Origin of the sequence: Citrobacter sp. RHBSTW-00671 (assembly GCF_014103415.1) — a bacterium.
GTDB lineage: Bacteria > Pseudomonadota > Gammaproteobacteria > Enterobacterales > Enterobacteriaceae > Citrobacter.
On record NZ_JABXPR010000001.1, the window covers coordinates 4,545,519 to 4,561,737 of the forward strand.

Annotated in this window: 15 protein-coding genes; 9 read left to right on the forward strand and 6 right to left on the reverse strand. The window is 54.0% G+C overall.

What is annotated here, in order from left to right:
* Positions 1 to 212 precede the first annotated feature (212 nt).
* Positions 213 to 2,750: a bifunctional glycosyl transferase/transpeptidase gene (mrcB, locus tag HV261_RS21845; protein WP_202039467.1), complete on the reverse strand. Its 2,538-nt coding sequence runs from the start codon at positions 2,748 to 2,750 to the stop codon at positions 213 to 215.
* Positions 2,751 to 2,889: 139 nt separating this feature from the next.
* Entirely contained in the window at positions 2,890 to 5,319 is a 2,430-nt protein-coding gene (gene hrpB, locus HV261_RS21850; protein ID WP_202039468.1) for an ATP-dependent helicase HrpB, read from the reverse strand.
* A 73-nt stretch (positions 5,320 to 5,392) separates the two neighbouring features.
* Here hrpB and thpR point away from each other — a divergent pair, with 73 nt between their 5' ends.
* From thpR to panD, 9 genes are all read left to right on the forward strand, one after another.
* Positions 5,393 to 5,923: an RNA 2',3'-cyclic phosphodiesterase gene (gene thpR / locus HV261_RS21855; protein WP_202039469.1), complete on the forward strand. Its 531-nt coding sequence runs from the start codon at positions 5,393 to 5,395 to the stop codon at positions 5,921 to 5,923.
* 15 nt (positions 5,924 to 5,938) lie between these two features.
* Positions 5,939 to 6,643, forward strand: a complete 705-nt coding sequence (sfsA, locus tag HV261_RS21860; protein WP_202039470.1) for a DNA/RNA nuclease SfsA — start codon at positions 5,939 to 5,941, stop codon at positions 6,641 to 6,643.
* A 177-nt stretch (positions 6,644 to 6,820) separates the two neighbouring features.
* Complete coding sequence (gene dksA, locus HV261_RS21865) at positions 6,821 to 7,276, forward strand: RNA polymerase-binding protein DksA (RefSeq protein WP_003829221.1); 456 nt, start codon at positions 6,821 to 6,823, stop codon at positions 7,274 to 7,276.
* A gap of 96 nt (positions 7,277 to 7,372) precedes the next feature.
* Positions 7,373 to 8,269 (forward strand): tRNA glutamyl-Q(34) synthetase GluQRS, encoded by an 897-nt coding sequence (gluQRS, locus tag HV261_RS21870; protein ID WP_202039471.1) that lies wholly within the window; start codon positions 7,373 to 7,375, stop codon positions 8,267 to 8,269.
* A 71-nt stretch (positions 8,270 to 8,340) separates the two neighbouring features.
* Complete coding sequence (gene pcnB / locus HV261_RS21875; protein WP_212734722.1) at positions 8,341 to 9,735, forward strand: polynucleotide adenylyltransferase PcnB; 1,395 nt, start codon at positions 8,341 to 8,343, stop codon at positions 9,733 to 9,735.
* 57 nt (positions 9,736 to 9,792) lie between these two features.
* The gene (gene folK, locus HV261_RS21880) at positions 9,793 to 10,284 is read left to right on the forward strand and encodes a 2-amino-4-hydroxy-6-hydroxymethyldihydropteridine diphosphokinase (RefSeq protein ID WP_202039472.1); all 492 of its coding nucleotides are present in this window, start codon (positions 9,793 to 9,795) and stop codon (positions 10,282 to 10,284) included.
* A gap of 120 nt (positions 10,285 to 10,404) precedes the next feature.
* Entirely contained in the window at positions 10,405 to 11,196 is a 792-nt protein-coding gene (panB, locus tag HV261_RS21885) for a 3-methyl-2-oxobutanoate hydroxymethyltransferase (protein WP_137383692.1), read from the forward strand.
* Between the two features lie 125 nt (positions 11,197 to 11,321).
* A complete protein-coding gene (panC, locus tag HV261_RS21890) occupies positions 11,322 to 12,176 on the forward strand; it encodes a pantoate--beta-alanine ligase (protein ID WP_202039473.1) in 855 nt (284 codons plus the stop codon).
* A gap of 96 nt (positions 12,177 to 12,272) precedes the next feature.
* The gene (gene panD / locus HV261_RS21895; RefSeq protein ID WP_137383694.1) at positions 12,273 to 12,653 is read left to right on the forward strand and encodes an aspartate 1-decarboxylase; all 381 of its coding nucleotides are present in this window, start codon (positions 12,273 to 12,275) and stop codon (positions 12,651 to 12,653) included.
* Between the two features lie 5 nt (positions 12,654 to 12,658).
* On the opposite strand, the gene HV261_RS21900 is transcribed toward panD, so the two are convergent.
* The 4 genes from HV261_RS21900 to HV261_RS21915 form a co-directional block, all read right to left on the reverse strand.
* On the reverse strand, positions 12,659 to 13,888 hold the full coding sequence (locus tag HV261_RS21900; protein WP_202039474.1) for a polysaccharide deacetylase family protein: 1,230 nt from the start codon (positions 13,886 to 13,888) through the stop codon (positions 12,659 to 12,661).
* 61 nt (positions 13,889 to 13,949) lie between these two features.
* Complete coding sequence (locus HV261_RS21905; protein WP_202039475.1) at positions 13,950 to 14,390, reverse strand: PTS sugar transporter subunit IIA; 441 nt, start codon at positions 14,388 to 14,390, stop codon at positions 13,950 to 13,952.
* Positions 14,391 to 14,491: 101 nt separating this feature from the next.
* A complete protein-coding gene (locus HV261_RS21910; RefSeq protein ID WP_003829467.1) occupies positions 14,492 to 15,262 on the reverse strand; it encodes an ABC transporter permease in 771 nt (256 codons plus the stop codon).
* Positions 15,259 to 16,185 (reverse strand): ABC transporter ATP-binding protein, encoded by a 927-nt coding sequence (locus tag HV261_RS21915; RefSeq protein ID WP_202039476.1) that lies wholly within the window; start codon positions 16,183 to 16,185, stop codon positions 15,259 to 15,261. The genes HV261_RS21910 and HV261_RS21915 overlap by 4 nt, the downstream gene beginning before the upstream one ends.
* Between the last annotated feature and the right edge of the window lie 34 nt (positions 16,186 to 16,219).

Here is a 16,219-nt window from a genome sequence, read left to right on the forward strand (position 1 = left end):
ATACGCGCCCCTACTAAAACTAAGGGGTTAAGAAATAACCAGATGAAAAGAAAGGGTTAATAAATTAGGCTGAAATGTTTTAACGGAAGACGTACCGGATAGCGGCATGGCTGCTCAAATTCCGTAGGCCTGATAAGCGCAGCGCCATCAGGCAAAACAAAGCCGAATGGCGCCAAAAGAAAAACCCGCCGGAGCGGGTTTTTAGGTAGGCATTAGTTGCTGCCAAACATATCCTTGATCCAACCTGCAACGCCGTCGCTGTCTTTCTTCTCCTGCTGCGGCGGTTGTTGTTGCTGCTGCTGTTGAGGCTGCGACTGCGTTGATTGATCGAACGGATTACCTGACTGCTGCTGCATCTCACCTTGCTGACACAATGAGTCCGGATCGGTAGTCCACACTGGCAGCGTACGCATACCGCCACTGCACACGAAGTTACCGTCGTAATCGACACCCATATCAACAATATCTTCCGGCGGCGTCAGCACCAGCGGGGTTGGTGTCTGGTTCGCCAGATAACGCTGATAAATCGACATCGCCCCGCTGGCACCGTACAACTTGGTTGGCTGGTTGTTATCGCGGCCTACCCAGGTAATCGTCACCTGGCTGCCATCGATACCGGCAAACCAGGTATCCACGTTGTTGTTGGTGGTCCCGGTTTTCCCTGCCAGGTGCAGCCCTGGGTACTTCGCGCCCAGTTGACGACCCGTACCACGTTGAACCACCTGTTGCATGGTCCACAGCGTCATATAGGCCGCCTGCGCCGGAACGGCGCGCTCTGCCTGCGGGAAGCTTTGATACAGCACGGTCCCATCTTCAGCAATGACCGAACGCAGTGCTGATAATGGCGCACGGTTACCCCCGCTGGCGATAGTCTGGAACGCCTGCGCCACTTCAATTGGCGTCAGGTTCAACGCCCCCAGCAGCATCGCCGGAACCGGATTGAGCTGATCTTTCGGTGCGCCCAGCTTCGTCCAGGTGTCGGTTACTGCAGGCAGGCCCAGCGCCATCCCCAGATTGACCGTCGGGACGTTCATTGAACGCGTTAACGCATCCACCAGCATCACTTTACCGCTTTCGCTATAGCGACGGTCATCGTTCTGCGGTGACCACACCTGGCCGTTCGGCTGGCGCAGCGCAATCGGCGCATCGGCGATCCAGGTATTCAGGCGATACAGCTTCGGCTGGCTTAGCGCCGTCAGATAGGTTGCCGGTTTTGCCAGCGAGCCGATGGAACGACGGGCCTGCATCGCACGGTTATAGCCCGCAAACTGCGGCTCTGCGCCGCCGACCATAGCACGAACCTCGCCGCTAAAGCGGTCAACGACCACAATCGCGGTTTCCAGGTCGCTCAACTTACGCTGTTTCTTCAGCACTGGAATGCCTTCCACCGCCGCTTTTTCTGCAGCATCCTGCGCCACGGAATCAAAGGTAGTGAAAATCTTCACGCCGGAAAGATCTTTAATTTTGTCTCCCAGCTTCGCCTGCAACTCCTGACGCACCATCTGCATAAACGCCGGCTGCGGGGAGATCACCCCACCACGCGGCTGCACGCCTAACGGACGCGCGCTCAGCATGTCATACAGATCCTGGTCGATAATCTGCTGCTGTTGCAGCAAACGCAGCACCAGGTTACGACGCTCCAGCGCCAGCTTCGGGTTACGCCATGGGTTGTAGATTGACGCGCCTTTCACCATCCCCACCAGCAGCGCCTGCTGGTCAAGACTCAACTCCTCTACCGGGCGCCCAAAATAGTACAGACTCGCCAGCGGGAAGCCACGGATCTCGTTGTCGCCGCTCTGACCGAGGTACACCTCGTTCATATACAGCTCAAGAATGCGGTCTTTGCTGTAGCGCGCATCCATGATCAGCGCCATGTAGGCTTCGTTGGCCTTACGCCAGTAGGAACGTTCACTGGACAAGAACAGGTTTTTCACCAGTTGCTGAGTCAGCGTACTGGCCCCCTGAACTGTACGACCCGCCGTCAGGTTGGCAAGCACCGCACGTCCAATGGAATAGAGGCTGATACCGTCGTGCTCATAGAAATGGCGGTCTTCGGTCGCCAGCAGCGTATCGACCAACAAATCCGGGAAGCCGCTGCGCGGAACGAACAGACGCTGCTCGCCGTTAGGCGAAGAGAGCATGGTTATCAAACGCGGATCGAGACGGAAGAAACCGAACTGGCGGTTGTTATCCATATTCTCAATGGTATCCAGATGATCGCCATCAAAGGTCAGACGCGCACGCACCTGCCCTTCTTTACTGTCCGGGAAGTCAAACGGACGGCGGATCATCTCAATGCTCTTCGCCTGCACGGTAAATTCGCCAGGGCGCGTCATTTTCGTCACCTGACGGTACTGTGTCGCCTCCAGCAGTTTCACCATCTCGTTCTTGCCGATGGGCATTTCTGGCTCAAGGTTAACCATCCGACCATAAACAGCCGCAGGCAATTGCCAGACTTTGCCATCAATACGGCTGCGAATTTTTTGGTCCAGGTACACGCCATATATCGCGATCAGCACCAAAAAGACGATCGACAGTTTTACCAGCAGCCAGAACCAGCCACGCTTACCACGAGGCTTACGCCCTTTGCCCTTACCCTTACGCGGCATCGGTTCTTCATCCTCATAGTCATCATCATCATAATCGTCGTCATACTCGTCATCTCTGAGTTGACGACGGCTCACCTTTTGTTTCACTGGACGTGACGGTTTCCCTTTACGTCCAATTGGCTCGCGGTCATTCCCCGCCATGCTTTTTCTCCGCAACATTCAGGCGCAAAGGCCCGATTCTCTGTTCTTCCGTCAGGCGACAGAAGAAGAAATCTCTCAATTTTCTGCTGTATTTATGCCGGATGGCGGCGTAAAACGCCTTATCCGGCCTACAATTGCATTACGAATACTTCTTCGTGCGCCGCGTTGGCGCGGTATTCGCCGGATCGTCCGGCCAGACGTGTTTGGGATAACGCCCTTTCATCTCTTTTTGTACCTCACGGTACGACCCTTTCCAGAACGCGCTCAGATCGCTGGTGACCTGCAGCGGCCGCTGGGCCGGAGAAAGCAGTTCCAGCACCAACGGCACACGCCCCTCGGCGATGGTTGGCGTATTCGCTTCGCCAAACATTTCCTGCATCCTGACCGCCAACACCGGGGGGTTATCCTCGTGATAGCGAATGGCTATCCGGCTTCCCGTCGGCACAGTGTAATGCGCAGGCAGCGAACTCTCCAGACGTTGCAGCATTGACCAGTCCAGCAAACCGCGCAATGCCTGAGCCACATTTAATGCTTTGAGCGCGCGTAAAGAGTGCACACCGCTCATGTGCGGCAATAGCCAGCTCTCCAGCGTCGAAAGCAGCGAAGCATCATCAACAGCAGGCCAACCGTACTCCGGCAGCCAGTTTGCCGCGCATTGCAGACGCAACCGAAACTGTTCAGCCTCAGGCGTCAAGTTGAGCACACTTAGGCCTTTATCGCGAATTCCGTTCAACATGGCCTGATGCAACTCGTCTTCCGAAGGTTTAGCCAGCGGCTGTACTTTAACTGTCAGTTGACCAATGCGCATTCGGCGCAGCGCTTTCAGCGTCCCCTGGGTTTCATCCCATTCAATGGTATCTGACTGTTGCAGCAGCTCAGGACACATCTGTATTAATCTGTCGATATCCAGCGGCAAAGACAGCAAAATACGGGCATCCGGCGAGGCACTACCCTGTAGCAACAGCGGCGCGATGAGCCACTCATGACGCGCTGAAGCATCATCAGCATCCAGCATCGCCCCCATCCCGTTCGCCAGTTGATAGCGCCCTTCCTGACCACGGCGCCGGGCAATACGATCGGCAAACGCCTGCGCCAGTAAAGGGGCTAACCGTTCGCTATCGGGCTGGCCTCCCCGCACATTCAGGCGCTTCAATAGCTGCTGGCTACGCAGTTGCCAGGCGGGCTGGTGGCGTAAAAACGCTGTTGCCAGATCGGTACTCCCACCGCGCGGTGGTTCTTCCAGAATTGCCGCCAGCTTTGCTGCCGTTGCCGCTTCGTCGTCATTGTTAGCACTGACTAGCATTGCGGCTAAGCGGGGATCGTTGCCCAGGGCCGCCATTTTCCGTCCGGTGGCACTGAGTCTGTCGCCCTCCAGCGCGCCCAGCATCTGTAACAAACGCGTTGCCGCTTGCATATTCACGACTGGCGGCCTATCCAGCCAGCTCAACTGTGCGGGATCGGTGCATCCCCATTGCAACAGTTCCATCAGCAGACCGGACAGATCGCTCTGTACGATTTCCGGCTCGCCTTGCGCCGCCGCCCTTTCTGCCTGCTCTTTGGCCAGCAGGTGCAGACAAATACCGGGTTCCAGACGGCCTGCTCGTCCTGCACGTTGGGTCATTGAGGCCTGGCTAATGCGTTGGGTAATCAGTCGCGTTAATCCCGTACGTGCATCAAAACGCGCCACACGTTCCTGGGCGCAGTCCACCACCAGCCGGATGCCTTCAATGGTTAAGCTGGTTTCAGCAATATTGGTTGCCAGTACGACTTTACGTCGCCCCGGTGGCGCGGGCAAAATGGCCTGTCGCTGCTCGGTCAGCGATAATGCGCCATACAGCGGGCACAGCAAGATATCGCTGCCCACGCGGCCTGCCAGTTGCTCCTGCACGCGCAGGATCTCTCCCACGCCGGGTAAAAATAGCAGCAACGAACCACTCTCATTGCGCAGCAACTCCGCGGTAGCAATGGCAACCGCTTCGTCAAAACGTAAATGCGTCGCCAGCGGCTGGTAGCGCCGTTCAACAGGAAACGCACGTCCTTCGGAAACAAGGGTAGGCGCTTCAGGCAACAGCTGCTGCAAACGCCCATTGTCCAGTGTGGCTGACATAATCAGCAGCTTTAAATCGTCCCGCAGGCCTTGCTGCACGTCCAAAAGCAGCGCCAGTGCCAGATCCGCCTGCAGGCTGCGCTCGTGAAATTCATCAAGGATCACCAGACCAACACCCTGCAATTCTGGATCGCGTTGGATCATGCGCGTGAGCACACCTTCCGTGACCACTTCGAGCCGGGTTTGCGGCCCCACGCAGCTTTGCGCGCGCATGCGATAGCCCACGGTTTCGCCGGGCTTTTCGTTCAGCGACTCCGCCAGTCGTTGTGCCACATTGCGAGCCGCCAGGCGACGCGGTTCCAGCAGGATAATGCGCCCCGTAATCCCCTGATGCGCCAGAAGCTGTAGCGGCAGCCAGGTCGATTTCCCGGCCCCCGTCGGCGCGGTCAGCAGGACCTGCGGTGAGGCATCAAGGGCAGTAAGCAGTTCAGGCACTATGGCGGCAACGGGCAACGACGTCACAAATGACTCCAGAGGGTTAACATTCTTCGCGCTGCATTGTAGCATCGCGTTAATTCATAACCGAGTATCCATCATGTCTGAGCCAAAACGGCTGTTCTTTGCCATTGAATTGCCTGCTGAGGTTCGGGAGCAGCTCATCCACTGGCGAGCCGCACAATTTCCACCGGAAGCGGGCCGCCCGGTCGCCGCAGACAATCTGCACCTGACGCTGGCTTTTTTAGGGGATGTGAGTGCCGAGAAACAGCAGGCGCTATCACAACTGGCTGGACGCATTCGCCAGCCAGCGTTCACGCTCAGGCTGGACGATGCCGGGCAATGGCTGCGCTCGCGAGTCGTATGGCTGGGAATGCGCCAGCCGCCACGCGGGTTATTGCAACTGGCGAATATGCTGCGAGCACAGGCTGCACGCAGCGGATGCTACCAAAGCCCACAGCCCTTTCACCCGCATATCACGCTCTTGCGCGATGCCAGCCATGCCGTCGCCATCCCGCCCCCCGGTTTTTGCTGGTCATTTCCGGTTACGGAGTTTGCGCTTTATGCCTCGTCATTTGAGCGAGGACGCACTCGCTATTCAACCTTACAGCGCTGGGTGCTGAGCAAATAATCAAAGGTATTATTCATGCAATTTTCTCCCCCTTTACAACGCGCTACGCTAATTCAGCGCTATAAACGTTTTTTAGCGGATGTGATCACACCTGATGGCACAACCTTGACGCTACACTGCCCAAATACCGGAGCAATGACCGGATGCGCAACCCCTGGTGATACCGTCTGGTATTCAACATCAGAAAATATTAAGCGGAAATATCCACATACCTGGGAATTAACGCAAACCGCATCTGATGCTTTTATTTGTGTTAACACGCTATGGGCCAATCGCTTAACGAAAGAGGCGATTCAGAATGAACTCATTGCGGAGCTTTCTGGCTACAGCGTGTTGAAAAGTGAAGTAAAATACGGCGCAGAAGGCAGCCGTATTGATTTTTTGTTACAGGCAGATTCCCGGACTGACTGCTATATTGAAGTAAAATCAGTCACGTTGGCGGAAAAAGAGTATGGTTATTTTCCCGATGCCATCACTGAACGAGGTCAGAAACATCTTCGGGAATTGATGAGCGTAGCGGCTGAAGGTAAACGTGCCGTCATATTTTTCGCGGTACTCCATTCAGCCATTACACGGTTTTCACCCGCGCGCCATATCGATGCAAAATATGCGCAGTTATTAGCCGAAGCACAGCTAAAGGGGGTCGAAATTCTGGTTTATAAAGCGGAACTTTCTGCCCATAGTATGACTCTTAAAGAGCCGTTGCCCATTACCTTGTAATGGTGTAAACAACGGGTTAATTAGTATTCTGGCCGCGTGCGCAAATACGCTTTTCCTCACAGGGTTGTCAAGTGTTACGTATAGATAATTGCTATCCGGAAAAGCATCTGCTATTTATAGCGACCTGATTTTTCCCCCGAACATGGGGATCGATAGTGCGTGTTAAGGAGAAGCAACATGCAAGAAGGGCAAAACCGTAAAACATCGTCCCTGAGTATTCTCGCCATCGCTGGGGTGGAGCCGTACCAGGAGAAACCGGGCGAAGAGTATATGAACGAAGCCCAGCTGTCGCACTTCAGGCGTATTCTTGAAGCATGGCGTAATCAACTCAGGGATGAAGTCGATCGCACTGTGACTCATATGCAGGACGAAGCGGCTAACTTCCCTGATCCGGTTGACCGTGCCGCACAGGAAGAAGAATTCAGCCTTGAGCTGCGTAACCGTGACCGTGAGCGCAAACTGATCAAAAAGATCGAGAAGACGCTGAAGAAAGTAGAGGACGAAGATTTCGGCTACTGCGAATCATGCGGCGTAGAAATTGGTATTCGTCGTCTGGAAGCCCGTCCAACAGCCGATCTGTGCATCGACTGCAAAACGCTGGCAGAAATTCGCGAAAAACAGATGGCGGGTTAATCCCGTAGACTGTTGCATGCCGGGTGGCATTACGCTAATCCGACAGTACCTGGGCGGGAGTTTCTCCCGCCTTATTCTTTTATTTTATCCATCGACATGACAGACAAACCCTATATTGGCCGTTTTGCCCCTTCACCTTCCGGTGAACTGCATTTTGGTTCCCTGGTAGCCGCCCTCGGCAGTTATCTGCAGGCCCGCGCACAGCGCGGAATCTGGCGGGTACGCATTGAAGATATCGATCCCCCTCGTGAAGTTCCCGGTGCTGCAGAGACGATTCTGCGTCAGCTGGAACATTACGGGCTGCACTGGGATGGCGAAATTATGTGGCAGTCGCAACGCCATGACGCCTACCGTGAGGCTCTGGCCTGGTTACAACAACAAGATTTAAGTTACTACTGTACCTGTACACGCGCCCGTGTTCAGAGTATTGGCGGGATTTACGACGGTCATTGCCGCACGTTACGCCACGGGCCGGAAAATGCAGCGGTACGCATCAAGCAACAGCATCCTGTTTTACACTTTAACGACCTGCTGCGTGGCAATATTCACACCAACCCAGAGCTTGCACGGGAAGACTTTATTATCCACCGACGCGACGGACTGTTTGCTTATAACCTTGCGGTAGTGGTTGATGACCACTTCCAGGGGGTAACTGAGATTGTACGCGGCGCGGATCTCATCGAACCGACGGTACGCCAAATCTCGTTGTATCAACTGTTCGGCTGGCAAGTACCAGACTATATTCATCTGCCGTTGGCGCTCAACGAGCAAGGCGCTAAACTTTCTAAGCAGAATCATGCGCCTGCCCTGCCGCAAGGCGATCCACGCCCGGTTCTCATCAACGCGTTGCGCTTCCTCGGCCAGAACACTGTAATACCGTGGCAAGCGCTCAGTGTGGAAGAATTACTGCAAACTGCGGTGCAAAATTGGACGCTTACGACTGTACCGGATTCAGTGAATGTAAATCCGGCATTCTCAAATGACTCATGCTGAGCTATGATTAGCCGCGATTTTTACACAGCAACACTTGTTCTGACTGAAGTTTGACACTACCGAGGTGCACTATTTTTACCCGAGTCGCTAATTTTTGCCGCAAGGTGCTAAGCCGCGAGGAGCGCGAGGCCGAGCTTGCCGTCGCCCGTCCGCATATGACGGTAATCCCGCGTGAGCAGCACTCTATCTCCCGCAAAGATATCAGTGAAAATGCCCTGAAGGTAATGTACAGGCTTAATAAGGCTGGATACGAGGCATGGCTGGTTGGCGGTGGCGTGCGCGACCTTTTGCTGGGCAAAAAACCGAAAGACTTTGATGTCACCACTAACGCGACACCGGATCAGGTACGGAAGTTGTTTCGCAACTGCCGCCTGGTTGGGCGTCGTTTCCGTCTGGCTCACGTCATGTTTGGCCCGGAAATTATCGAAGTCGCTACGTTTCGAGGCCACCATGAAGGCAGCGAAGCCGATCGTGCAACGTCACAGCGTGGGCAAAACGGGATGCTGTTGCGCGACAACATCTTCGGCTCCATCGAAGAAGATGCCCAGCGCCGCGATTTCACCATCAACAGCCTTTACTATAGCGTGGCCGATTTCACCGTTCGTGATTACGTGGGTGGAATGCAGGATCTGGAAGACGGCATCATCCGTCTGATTGGCAATCCTGAAACGCGCTATCGTGAAGATCCCGTGCGTATGCTGCGCGCGGTACGCTTTGCAGCCAAGCTTGATATGCGTATCAGCCCGGAAACCGCAGAGCCAATCCCACGCCTGGCAACACTGCTGAACGATATTCCTCCTGCACGCCTGTTTGAAGAAGCGCTCAAGCTGTTACAGGCGGGCTACGGTTATGAAACCTATAAAAAACTGCGTGAGTACAGCCTGTTCCAGCCGCTGTTCCCAACCATCACCCGCTATTTCACCGAAGACGGTGACAGCGCGATGGAACGCATCATTGCCCAGGTACTAAAGAATACCGACACCCGTATCCACAATGATATGCGCGTGAACCCGGCATTCTTGTTTGCGGCGATGTTCTGGTACCCGTTACTGGAAACCGCGCAGAAAATTGCCCAGGAAAGCGGTCTGGCCTATTACGACGCCTTCGCGCTGGCCATGAACGACGTGCTGGATGAAGCCTGCCGTTCACTGGCTATTCCGAAACGCCTGACGTCGCTCACCCGTGATATCTGGCAGCTTCAATTACGCATGTCCCGTCGTCAGGGTAAGCGCGCCTGGAAGCTGATGGAGCATCCAAAATTCCGCGCAGCCTACGACTTGTTGGCGCTGCGTGCCGAAGTGGAAAATAACGCCGAACTGCAGCGTCTGGCGCAGTGGTGGGGCGAATTCCAGGTGTCGGCTCCGCCTGAGCAAAAAGGCATGCTGAACGAGCTTGATGAAGAGCCTGAACGTCGTCGTCACCGTCGTCCACGTAAGCGTGCGCCGCGCCGCGAAGGTTCTGCATGACCCATCACGTATACGTATACCCTACAAATTTCGAGTCGCATCAAGGCGGTGACACAGATGCAGCTTGAAAGACGACGGGTATATATCGCTCTCGGCAGTAATTTAGCCTCTCCTCTGGAGCAGGTGAATGCTGCCGTGCAAGCGATCGGCGAAATACCTGACAGCCGTATCGTCGCGATTTCTTCGTTTTATCGTACCCCGCCATTAGGTCCGCAGGATCAGCCCGACTATCTGAACGCCGCCGTGGCGCTGGATACCGCTCTCGCCCCAGAAGAATTGCTGGATCACACCCAACGCATTGAGCTACAGCAGGGTCGCGTACGTAAAGCTGAACGCTGGGGCCCGCGTACGCTGGACCTCGACATCATGCTGTTTGGCGATGAAGTGATTAACACTGAACGTCTGACCGTACCGCACTACGATATGAAAAACCGCGGCTTTATGCTGTGGCCACTTTTTGAAATCGCACCTGAACTGACCTTCCCGGACGGAACCCGCCTGCATCAACACCTCTCCCAACTCGGTGCAGCAAAACCTGCACACTGGTAAAGTAATCCTTCCCCTTTATCGTTTACTGCTTTCGCGCCAAACGATTGCTTAAATCAATTGCCCCCCTGAATGTGACTGCTAGAATGCCGTTAAATATGACTTTCACCATCAGGAAATGTTATGAAACCGACAACCATCTCATTGCTGCAAAAATACAAGCAAGAGAAGAAACGCTTCGCGACGATTACGGCCTACGACTACAGCTTCGCGAAACTCTTTGCCGACGAAGGTATCAATGTGATGCTGGTAGGCGATTCACTGGGGATGACGATTCAGGGTCATGACTCTACCCTGCCGGTCACTGTTGACGATATTGCCTACCATACTCGCACTGTGCGTCGTGGGGCACCCAACTGCCTGCTGCTTTCCGATCTCCCGTTTATGGCCTACGCTACGCCAGAACAAACCTTTGCAAACGCGGCGGTTGTGATGCGCGCAGGGGCCAATATGGTCAAGATTGAAGGCGGCGCATGGCTGGTCGATACGGTGAGAATGCTGACCGAACGCGCGGTCCCGGTGTGCGGTCATCTGGGGCTGACCCCGCAGTCCGTCAACATTTTTGGCGGCTACAAGGTGCAAGGCCGTGGTGATGCCGGGCAAACGCTACTTGACGACGCACTGGCACTGGAAGCGGCTGGCGCTCAATTGCTGGTACTGGAATGCGTTCCCGTTGAACTGGCAAAACGCATCACCGAAGCGCTATCTATTCCGGTGATCGGTATTGGCGCAGGTAATGTGACTGATGGTCAGATTTTAGTGATGCACGATGCGTTTGGCATTACCGGCGGACATATCCCGAAATTTGCGAAGAATTTCCTTGCCGAAGCAGGCGACATGCGTGCTGCGGTGCGGCAGTATATTGCTGAGGTGGAATCCGGCGTTTACCCGGGCGAAGAACATAGCTTCCACTAATTTTTCTGACGAGATGTCGGCCTGATAAGCGTGGCGCCATCAGGCGGTTCGGTGCACGTTGCCGGATGATGGCGCAAACGGCTTCTCTGGCCAACAGACCCTCAGGCAACTAAAGGAGTCAAGGTGTGCTAATTATTGAAACCCTGCCGCTGCTGCGCCAGCATATTCGCCGTCTGCGTCAGGAAGGTAAACGTGTGGCGCTGGTTCCCACCATGGGCAATCTACACGACGGTCACATGAAGCTGGTCGATGAAGCAAAAGCCCAGGCCGATGTGGTCATCGTCAGTATTTTCGTCAACCCGATGCAGTTTGACCGACCGGACGATCTGGTGCGCTACCCGCGAACGCTGCAGGAAGATTGTGAGAAGCTGAACAAGCGCAAAGTGGATTATGTCTTTGCGCCGGCAGCGCTTGAGATCTATCCGCAAGGGACGGATTCACAAACCTATGTCGAGGTTCCGGGACTGTCTACTATGCTGGAAGGCGCCAGCCGTCCAGGGCACTTCCGTGGTGTCGCAACTATCGTCAGCAAACTGTTCAATCTGATCCAGCCGGATGTTGCTTGCTTTGGCGAAAAAGATTTCCAGCAGTTAGCATTGATCCGCAAAATGGTTGCGGATATGGGTTATGACATTGAGATCGTCGGTGTGCCTATTATTCGCGCCAAAGACGGCTTAGCCCTTAGCTCACGTAACGGATATCTGACGGCAGAGCAGCGTAAAATCGCCCCTGGCTTGTATAAAGTAATGTGCCGCATTGGCGAAAAATTACAGGCCGGCGAGCGCGAGCTGGAAGAGATTATTGCTATTGCCGCACAGGAGCTGAATGAAAAAGGTTTCCGCGCCGACGATATTCAGATCCGCGATGCCGACACACTGCTGGAACTGACTGAAAACAGTAAGCGTGCAGTGATTTTGGTCGCCGCATGGCTGGGCCAGGCACGGCTGATCGATAATCAAAGCGTTACATTAGCCCAGTAGACAGGGGTTAAAAATAGGGCAATACTGCCTGAGAAATTTCTCAAAGCAGGCCAGTTGCGCCTGCTTAGCCAAGGTAAACGACAGGGTATAGACGTTATGATTCGCACCATGCTGCAAGGCAAGCTCCACCGCGTAAAAGTCACGCAGGCGGACCTGCATTACGAAGGCTCCTGCGCCATCGACCAGGATTTCCTTGATGCCTCCGGTATTCTGGAAAACGAAGCCATTGATATCTGGAACGTGACGAATGGGAAACGTTTCTCAACCTATGCGATTGCGGCTGAACGCGGCTCTAAAATCATCTCGGTGAACGGTGCGGCTGCACACTGTGCTGATGTCGGTGACATTGTGATTATCGCCAGCTTCGTCACCATGTCTGATGAAGAAGCCCGTACATGGCGCCCGAAAGTGGCCTACTTTGAAGGCGACAACGAAATGAAGCGCACCGCAAAAGCCATTCCGGTACAGGTTGCCTGATAGCCCTACCCCTGCGGCTGATTGCTGATCAGCCGCGACATCGTTTCCAGCGAATCCGTTCTTAAAATATAAAGTCGTTTCAATAAGTACGGATTATCCCCCGGCTTCACCTTCCCTCTCACCGTGGTGACCGCCATGTGGAACCCTGCCTCTTTTGCCGCATTGACGGCTATTGCGTTATAGCCACCAAACGGATACGAAAGATAAATAACATGGGGATTAAACTGAGCAAGCGCCCGCCGCGAACGCGCAAAATCAAACAGAATATTGTGATAACTGCGACTCAGCAGGATTGGCCGGTGGTTGGCATCTACCCGGTGCAAAAAATGGGTATGTGACTGGAAGTCAAAAACATCCCTGATACCATTCAATTCAGAGAGACTCATAAACTGCAGCGATTTCGGGTCCCACTTCTGGGGATGGCGTTTAATACGCGACGAAATAATAAACGCTGTCGCTTTCATCCCGTACTGCCTGAGGACAGGATAAGCATAACGACTGACCGACTTCAGGCCATCGTCGAACGTCAGCACAACAGCCCGTGCAGGCAGATTCATTTTATTCTGCACGTAGCCTTCCAGTTGATACATCGTCAACGTGGTGTAACCACGATCCCGTAGCCAGGCCATCTGGTTACTGAACGCACGCACAGAGGTCGTCGTGGAGGTGTGGCGAAAACGGGTATTCTCTTCATCACGCAGAATATGATGGTAAGTCAACACGGGAATACCGTGGTCTTCCTGCGCATCCAGCGCGCTGATATAAGCCAGCCTGCCACCAATACGGATCTGAAACCAGGTCTGATTAAGCCGGTCTTTGAGCTTACTAATGATGGGATAGCGCAGGTTGTCCGCCAGTACGCCAAACGGAGCACTGCCGACATCCGGAGCATTATAAACCGGCGTGTCTTTCCAGGTTAGCAGGCTTTGATTGCTGAGCGGCTTGTTGAGGTCGCCTAAACCATCGTCAACCTTCTGCCGGCCCTGAACGGGCTCCAGATGCCCCTTATCGATAAACCCGGTACCAAAGCCAAAAGGAAATTCATAATAGTCAGCGGCCATCGGTTCTACTGAGAGGATTTGACCGGCGCGAATATTCCCCACCGTCACCATTTTATTACCGATCTGCGCCCAAACGGCAGCCGCTTCGGTCGTTTGCATATAACGAGCAGGCAACGCCGCAGCAACGCTACCGGAGAACAGGAGTAACAGAACCAACAGAACGCGCATCACCATATACGATAACCGAGGCGAGGAACCCCGGCTATTGTAGCAAAAGCGCCATCAATACCAATGATTAACACGCATACAAATCATGCTTCAACACGAAGGGGGGATTTTTTTGTTGTTGATGCCAGAGGCTAGAAACTTCGGGCCCGCCAAGCGCCACGATACGGTCACGAAACGCAGAACTGCTCAAAGATTCCCGCGACAATAGCATTTGCTCCAGCAATGGATAGCTGATACCGGAAATCACTTCACACTGGGGATGTTTATGGCTCATTAACGAAGCCACGCGGTAAGGCGCGGCTCCGGCCATATCCGTCAGAAAGATAACGCCCTCACCGGAGTCTGTGGCATGCAGGGCATGGCACATCATGCGGCTTAGCATATTTGAACTGAGGCCACGCCAGAAGCTCACCGCCCGGCACTGCACCTGTGGACCGTACTTTTTTTCCAGACGCTGCAGCATATCCTGTGCCTTATCGTCATGACAGGTAATTACCCAACCTAACATTGCCTACCTCCTTAGCAGGCAAGTAGTTTATCAGGGTGATAAATATGTAAGGGTGATAAACATCAAAAGTTTCCTCTCCCGTTCGGGGAGAGGAAAAGGGGTTAGCTGCGCAGCCCGCGCCCGCGCTGAATCAGATACCAGCACAGTAAATAAAACGCGGCGATGAACACCACCAGCACACCGAAGGTCGTCACCAGCGGCACATCGTGAATGCCGAGGAAGCCGTAGCGGAACCCGCTAATCATGTAGACAATCGGGTTCAGGTGCGACAGTCCCTGCCAGAATGGCGGTAACAGCGTTAACGAATAGAAAACGCCCCCCAGATAGGTCAGCGGTGTTAACACGAAGGTCGGGATCAGACTGATATCGTCAAAGGTTTTGGCAAAAACCGCGTTCAGCAAGCCCGCCAGCGAAAACAGCACCGCCGTTAGCACCAGCGTCAGCGCCACGAAGACCCAGGAGTGCACCTGGAATGGAACAAAGAACAGTGAGATAGCCGTAACCAGAATGCCCACACACAGACCGCGTGCCACACCGCCGCCGACAAAACCGGCGATGATTACGTGCGTCGGTACCGGTGCAACCAACAGCTCTTCAATGTTGCGCTGAAACTTGGCGCTAAAGAACGACGACGCCACATTGGCGTACGAGTTGGTAATCACCGCCATCATGATAAGCCCCGGCACGATAAACTGCATGTAGCTAAAGCCGTGCATTTCACCGATCCGTGAGCCAATCAAATTACCAAAGATAATAAAATAGAGCGTCATGGTGATGACAGGCGGCACCAGGGTTTGCACCCAGATACGCATAAAGCGGTGGATCTCTTTCGCCCAGATGCTTTTCAGCGCGACCCAGTAAAGCTGCATCATGCGCGATCTCCTTGTTTTTCATGAACCAGAGAAACAAACAGCTCTTCCAGTCGGTTCGCCTTGTTCCGCATACTCAATACCTGAATACCCTGAGCGCTCAGCTGCGAGAACACGCTGTTCACCCCCTGCTCGCGCAGAACTTCAACTTCCAGCGTTGAGGTATCAACCAGACGGTATTGATAGCCTTCCAGCTTAGGTAGCGGGCTTTTCGCCGCCAGATCGAGAATAAACGTCTCAGATTTGAGCTTGGAGAGCAGATTCTTCATCGAGGTATTTTCTACCAGCTCACCGTGCTGAATAATGCCGATGTTCCGGCACAGCATTTCCGCTTCTTCGAGGTAGTGGGTGGTTAGAATAATCGTCGTACCTTTATCGTTTAAATCCTTCAAAAAGCCCCACATTGAGCGGCGTAATTCAATATCAACACCGGCAGTAGGTTCATCGAGGATAAGCAACTTTGGCTCATGCATCAGCGCGCGGGCAATCATCAGGCGGCGCTTCATCCCGCCGGACAGCATACGAGCACGCTCGTTGCGTTTTTCCCACAGGTCGAGCTGTTTTAGATAAATTTCACTGCGTTTAACCGCCTCTTTATACTCAACGCCGTAATATCCCGCCTGATTCACCACGATCTGCTGCACGGTTTCAAACGGGTTAAAGTTGAACTCCTGCGGCACCAGCCCAAGCTGACGCTTGGCGTTAACCGTATCTTTATCAAGATCAAACCCGAAGACGCTCACCCGCCCGGAGGTTTTATTCACCAGCGAGCTGATAATACCGATGGTAGTGGACTTTCCCGCGCCATTGGGACCTAGCAGCGCATAGAAATCACCCGCTTCGACTTGCAAATCTATGCCCCGCAACGCCTGAACGCCACCGGGATAGGTTTTTTTAAGTTGTTGAAGTTCCAGAGCAATGGTCATGGTTTTTTACTTACCTTACGTTCTGACATTTTAT

What these genes read in the sequence shown, in the direction of transcription:
- mrcB (WP_202039467.1), bottom strand. Translation starts at nt 2,750, where the DNA reads ATGGCGGGGAATGACCGCGAGCCAATTGGACGTAAAGGGAAACCGTCA.
- thpR (WP_202039469.1), top strand. Translation starts at nt 5,393, where the DNA reads ATGTCTGAGCCAAAACGGCTGTTCTTTGCCATTGAATTGCCTGCTGAG.
- sfsA (WP_202039470.1), top strand. Translation starts at nt 5,939, where the DNA reads ATGCAATTTTCTCCCCCTTTACAACGCGCTACGCTAATTCAGCGCTAT.
- dksA (WP_003829221.1), top strand. Translation starts at nt 6,821, where the DNA reads ATGCAAGAAGGGCAAAACCGTAAAACATCGTCCCTGAGTATTCTCGCC.
- gluQRS (WP_202039471.1), top strand. Translation starts at nt 7,373, where the DNA reads ATGACAGACAAACCCTATATTGGCCGTTTTGCCCCTTCACCTTCCGGT.
- folK (WP_202039472.1), top strand. Translation starts at nt 9,793, where the DNA reads ATGCAGCTTGAAAGACGACGGGTATATATCGCTCTCGGCAGTAATTTA.
- panB (WP_137383692.1), top strand. Translation starts at nt 10,405, where the DNA reads ATGAAACCGACAACCATCTCATTGCTGCAAAAATACAAGCAAGAGAAG.
- panD (WP_137383694.1), top strand. Translation starts at nt 12,273, where the DNA reads ATGATTCGCACCATGCTGCAAGGCAAGCTCCACCGCGTAAAAGTCACG.
- HV261_RS21900 (WP_202039474.1), bottom strand. Translation starts at nt 13,888, where the DNA reads ATGGTGATGCGCGTTCTGTTGGTTCTGTTACTCCTGTTCTCCGGTAGC.
- HV261_RS21905 (WP_202039475.1), bottom strand. Translation starts at nt 14,390, where the DNA reads ATGTTAGGTTGGGTAATTACCTGTCATGACGATAAGGCACAGGATATG.
- HV261_RS21910 (WP_003829467.1), bottom strand. Translation starts at nt 15,262, where the DNA reads ATGATGCAGCTTTACTGGGTCGCGCTGAAAAGCATCTGGGCGAAAGAG.
- HV261_RS21915 (WP_202039476.1), bottom strand. Translation starts at nt 16,185, where the DNA reads ATGACCATTGCTCTGGAACTTCAACAACTTAAAAAAACCTATCCCGGT.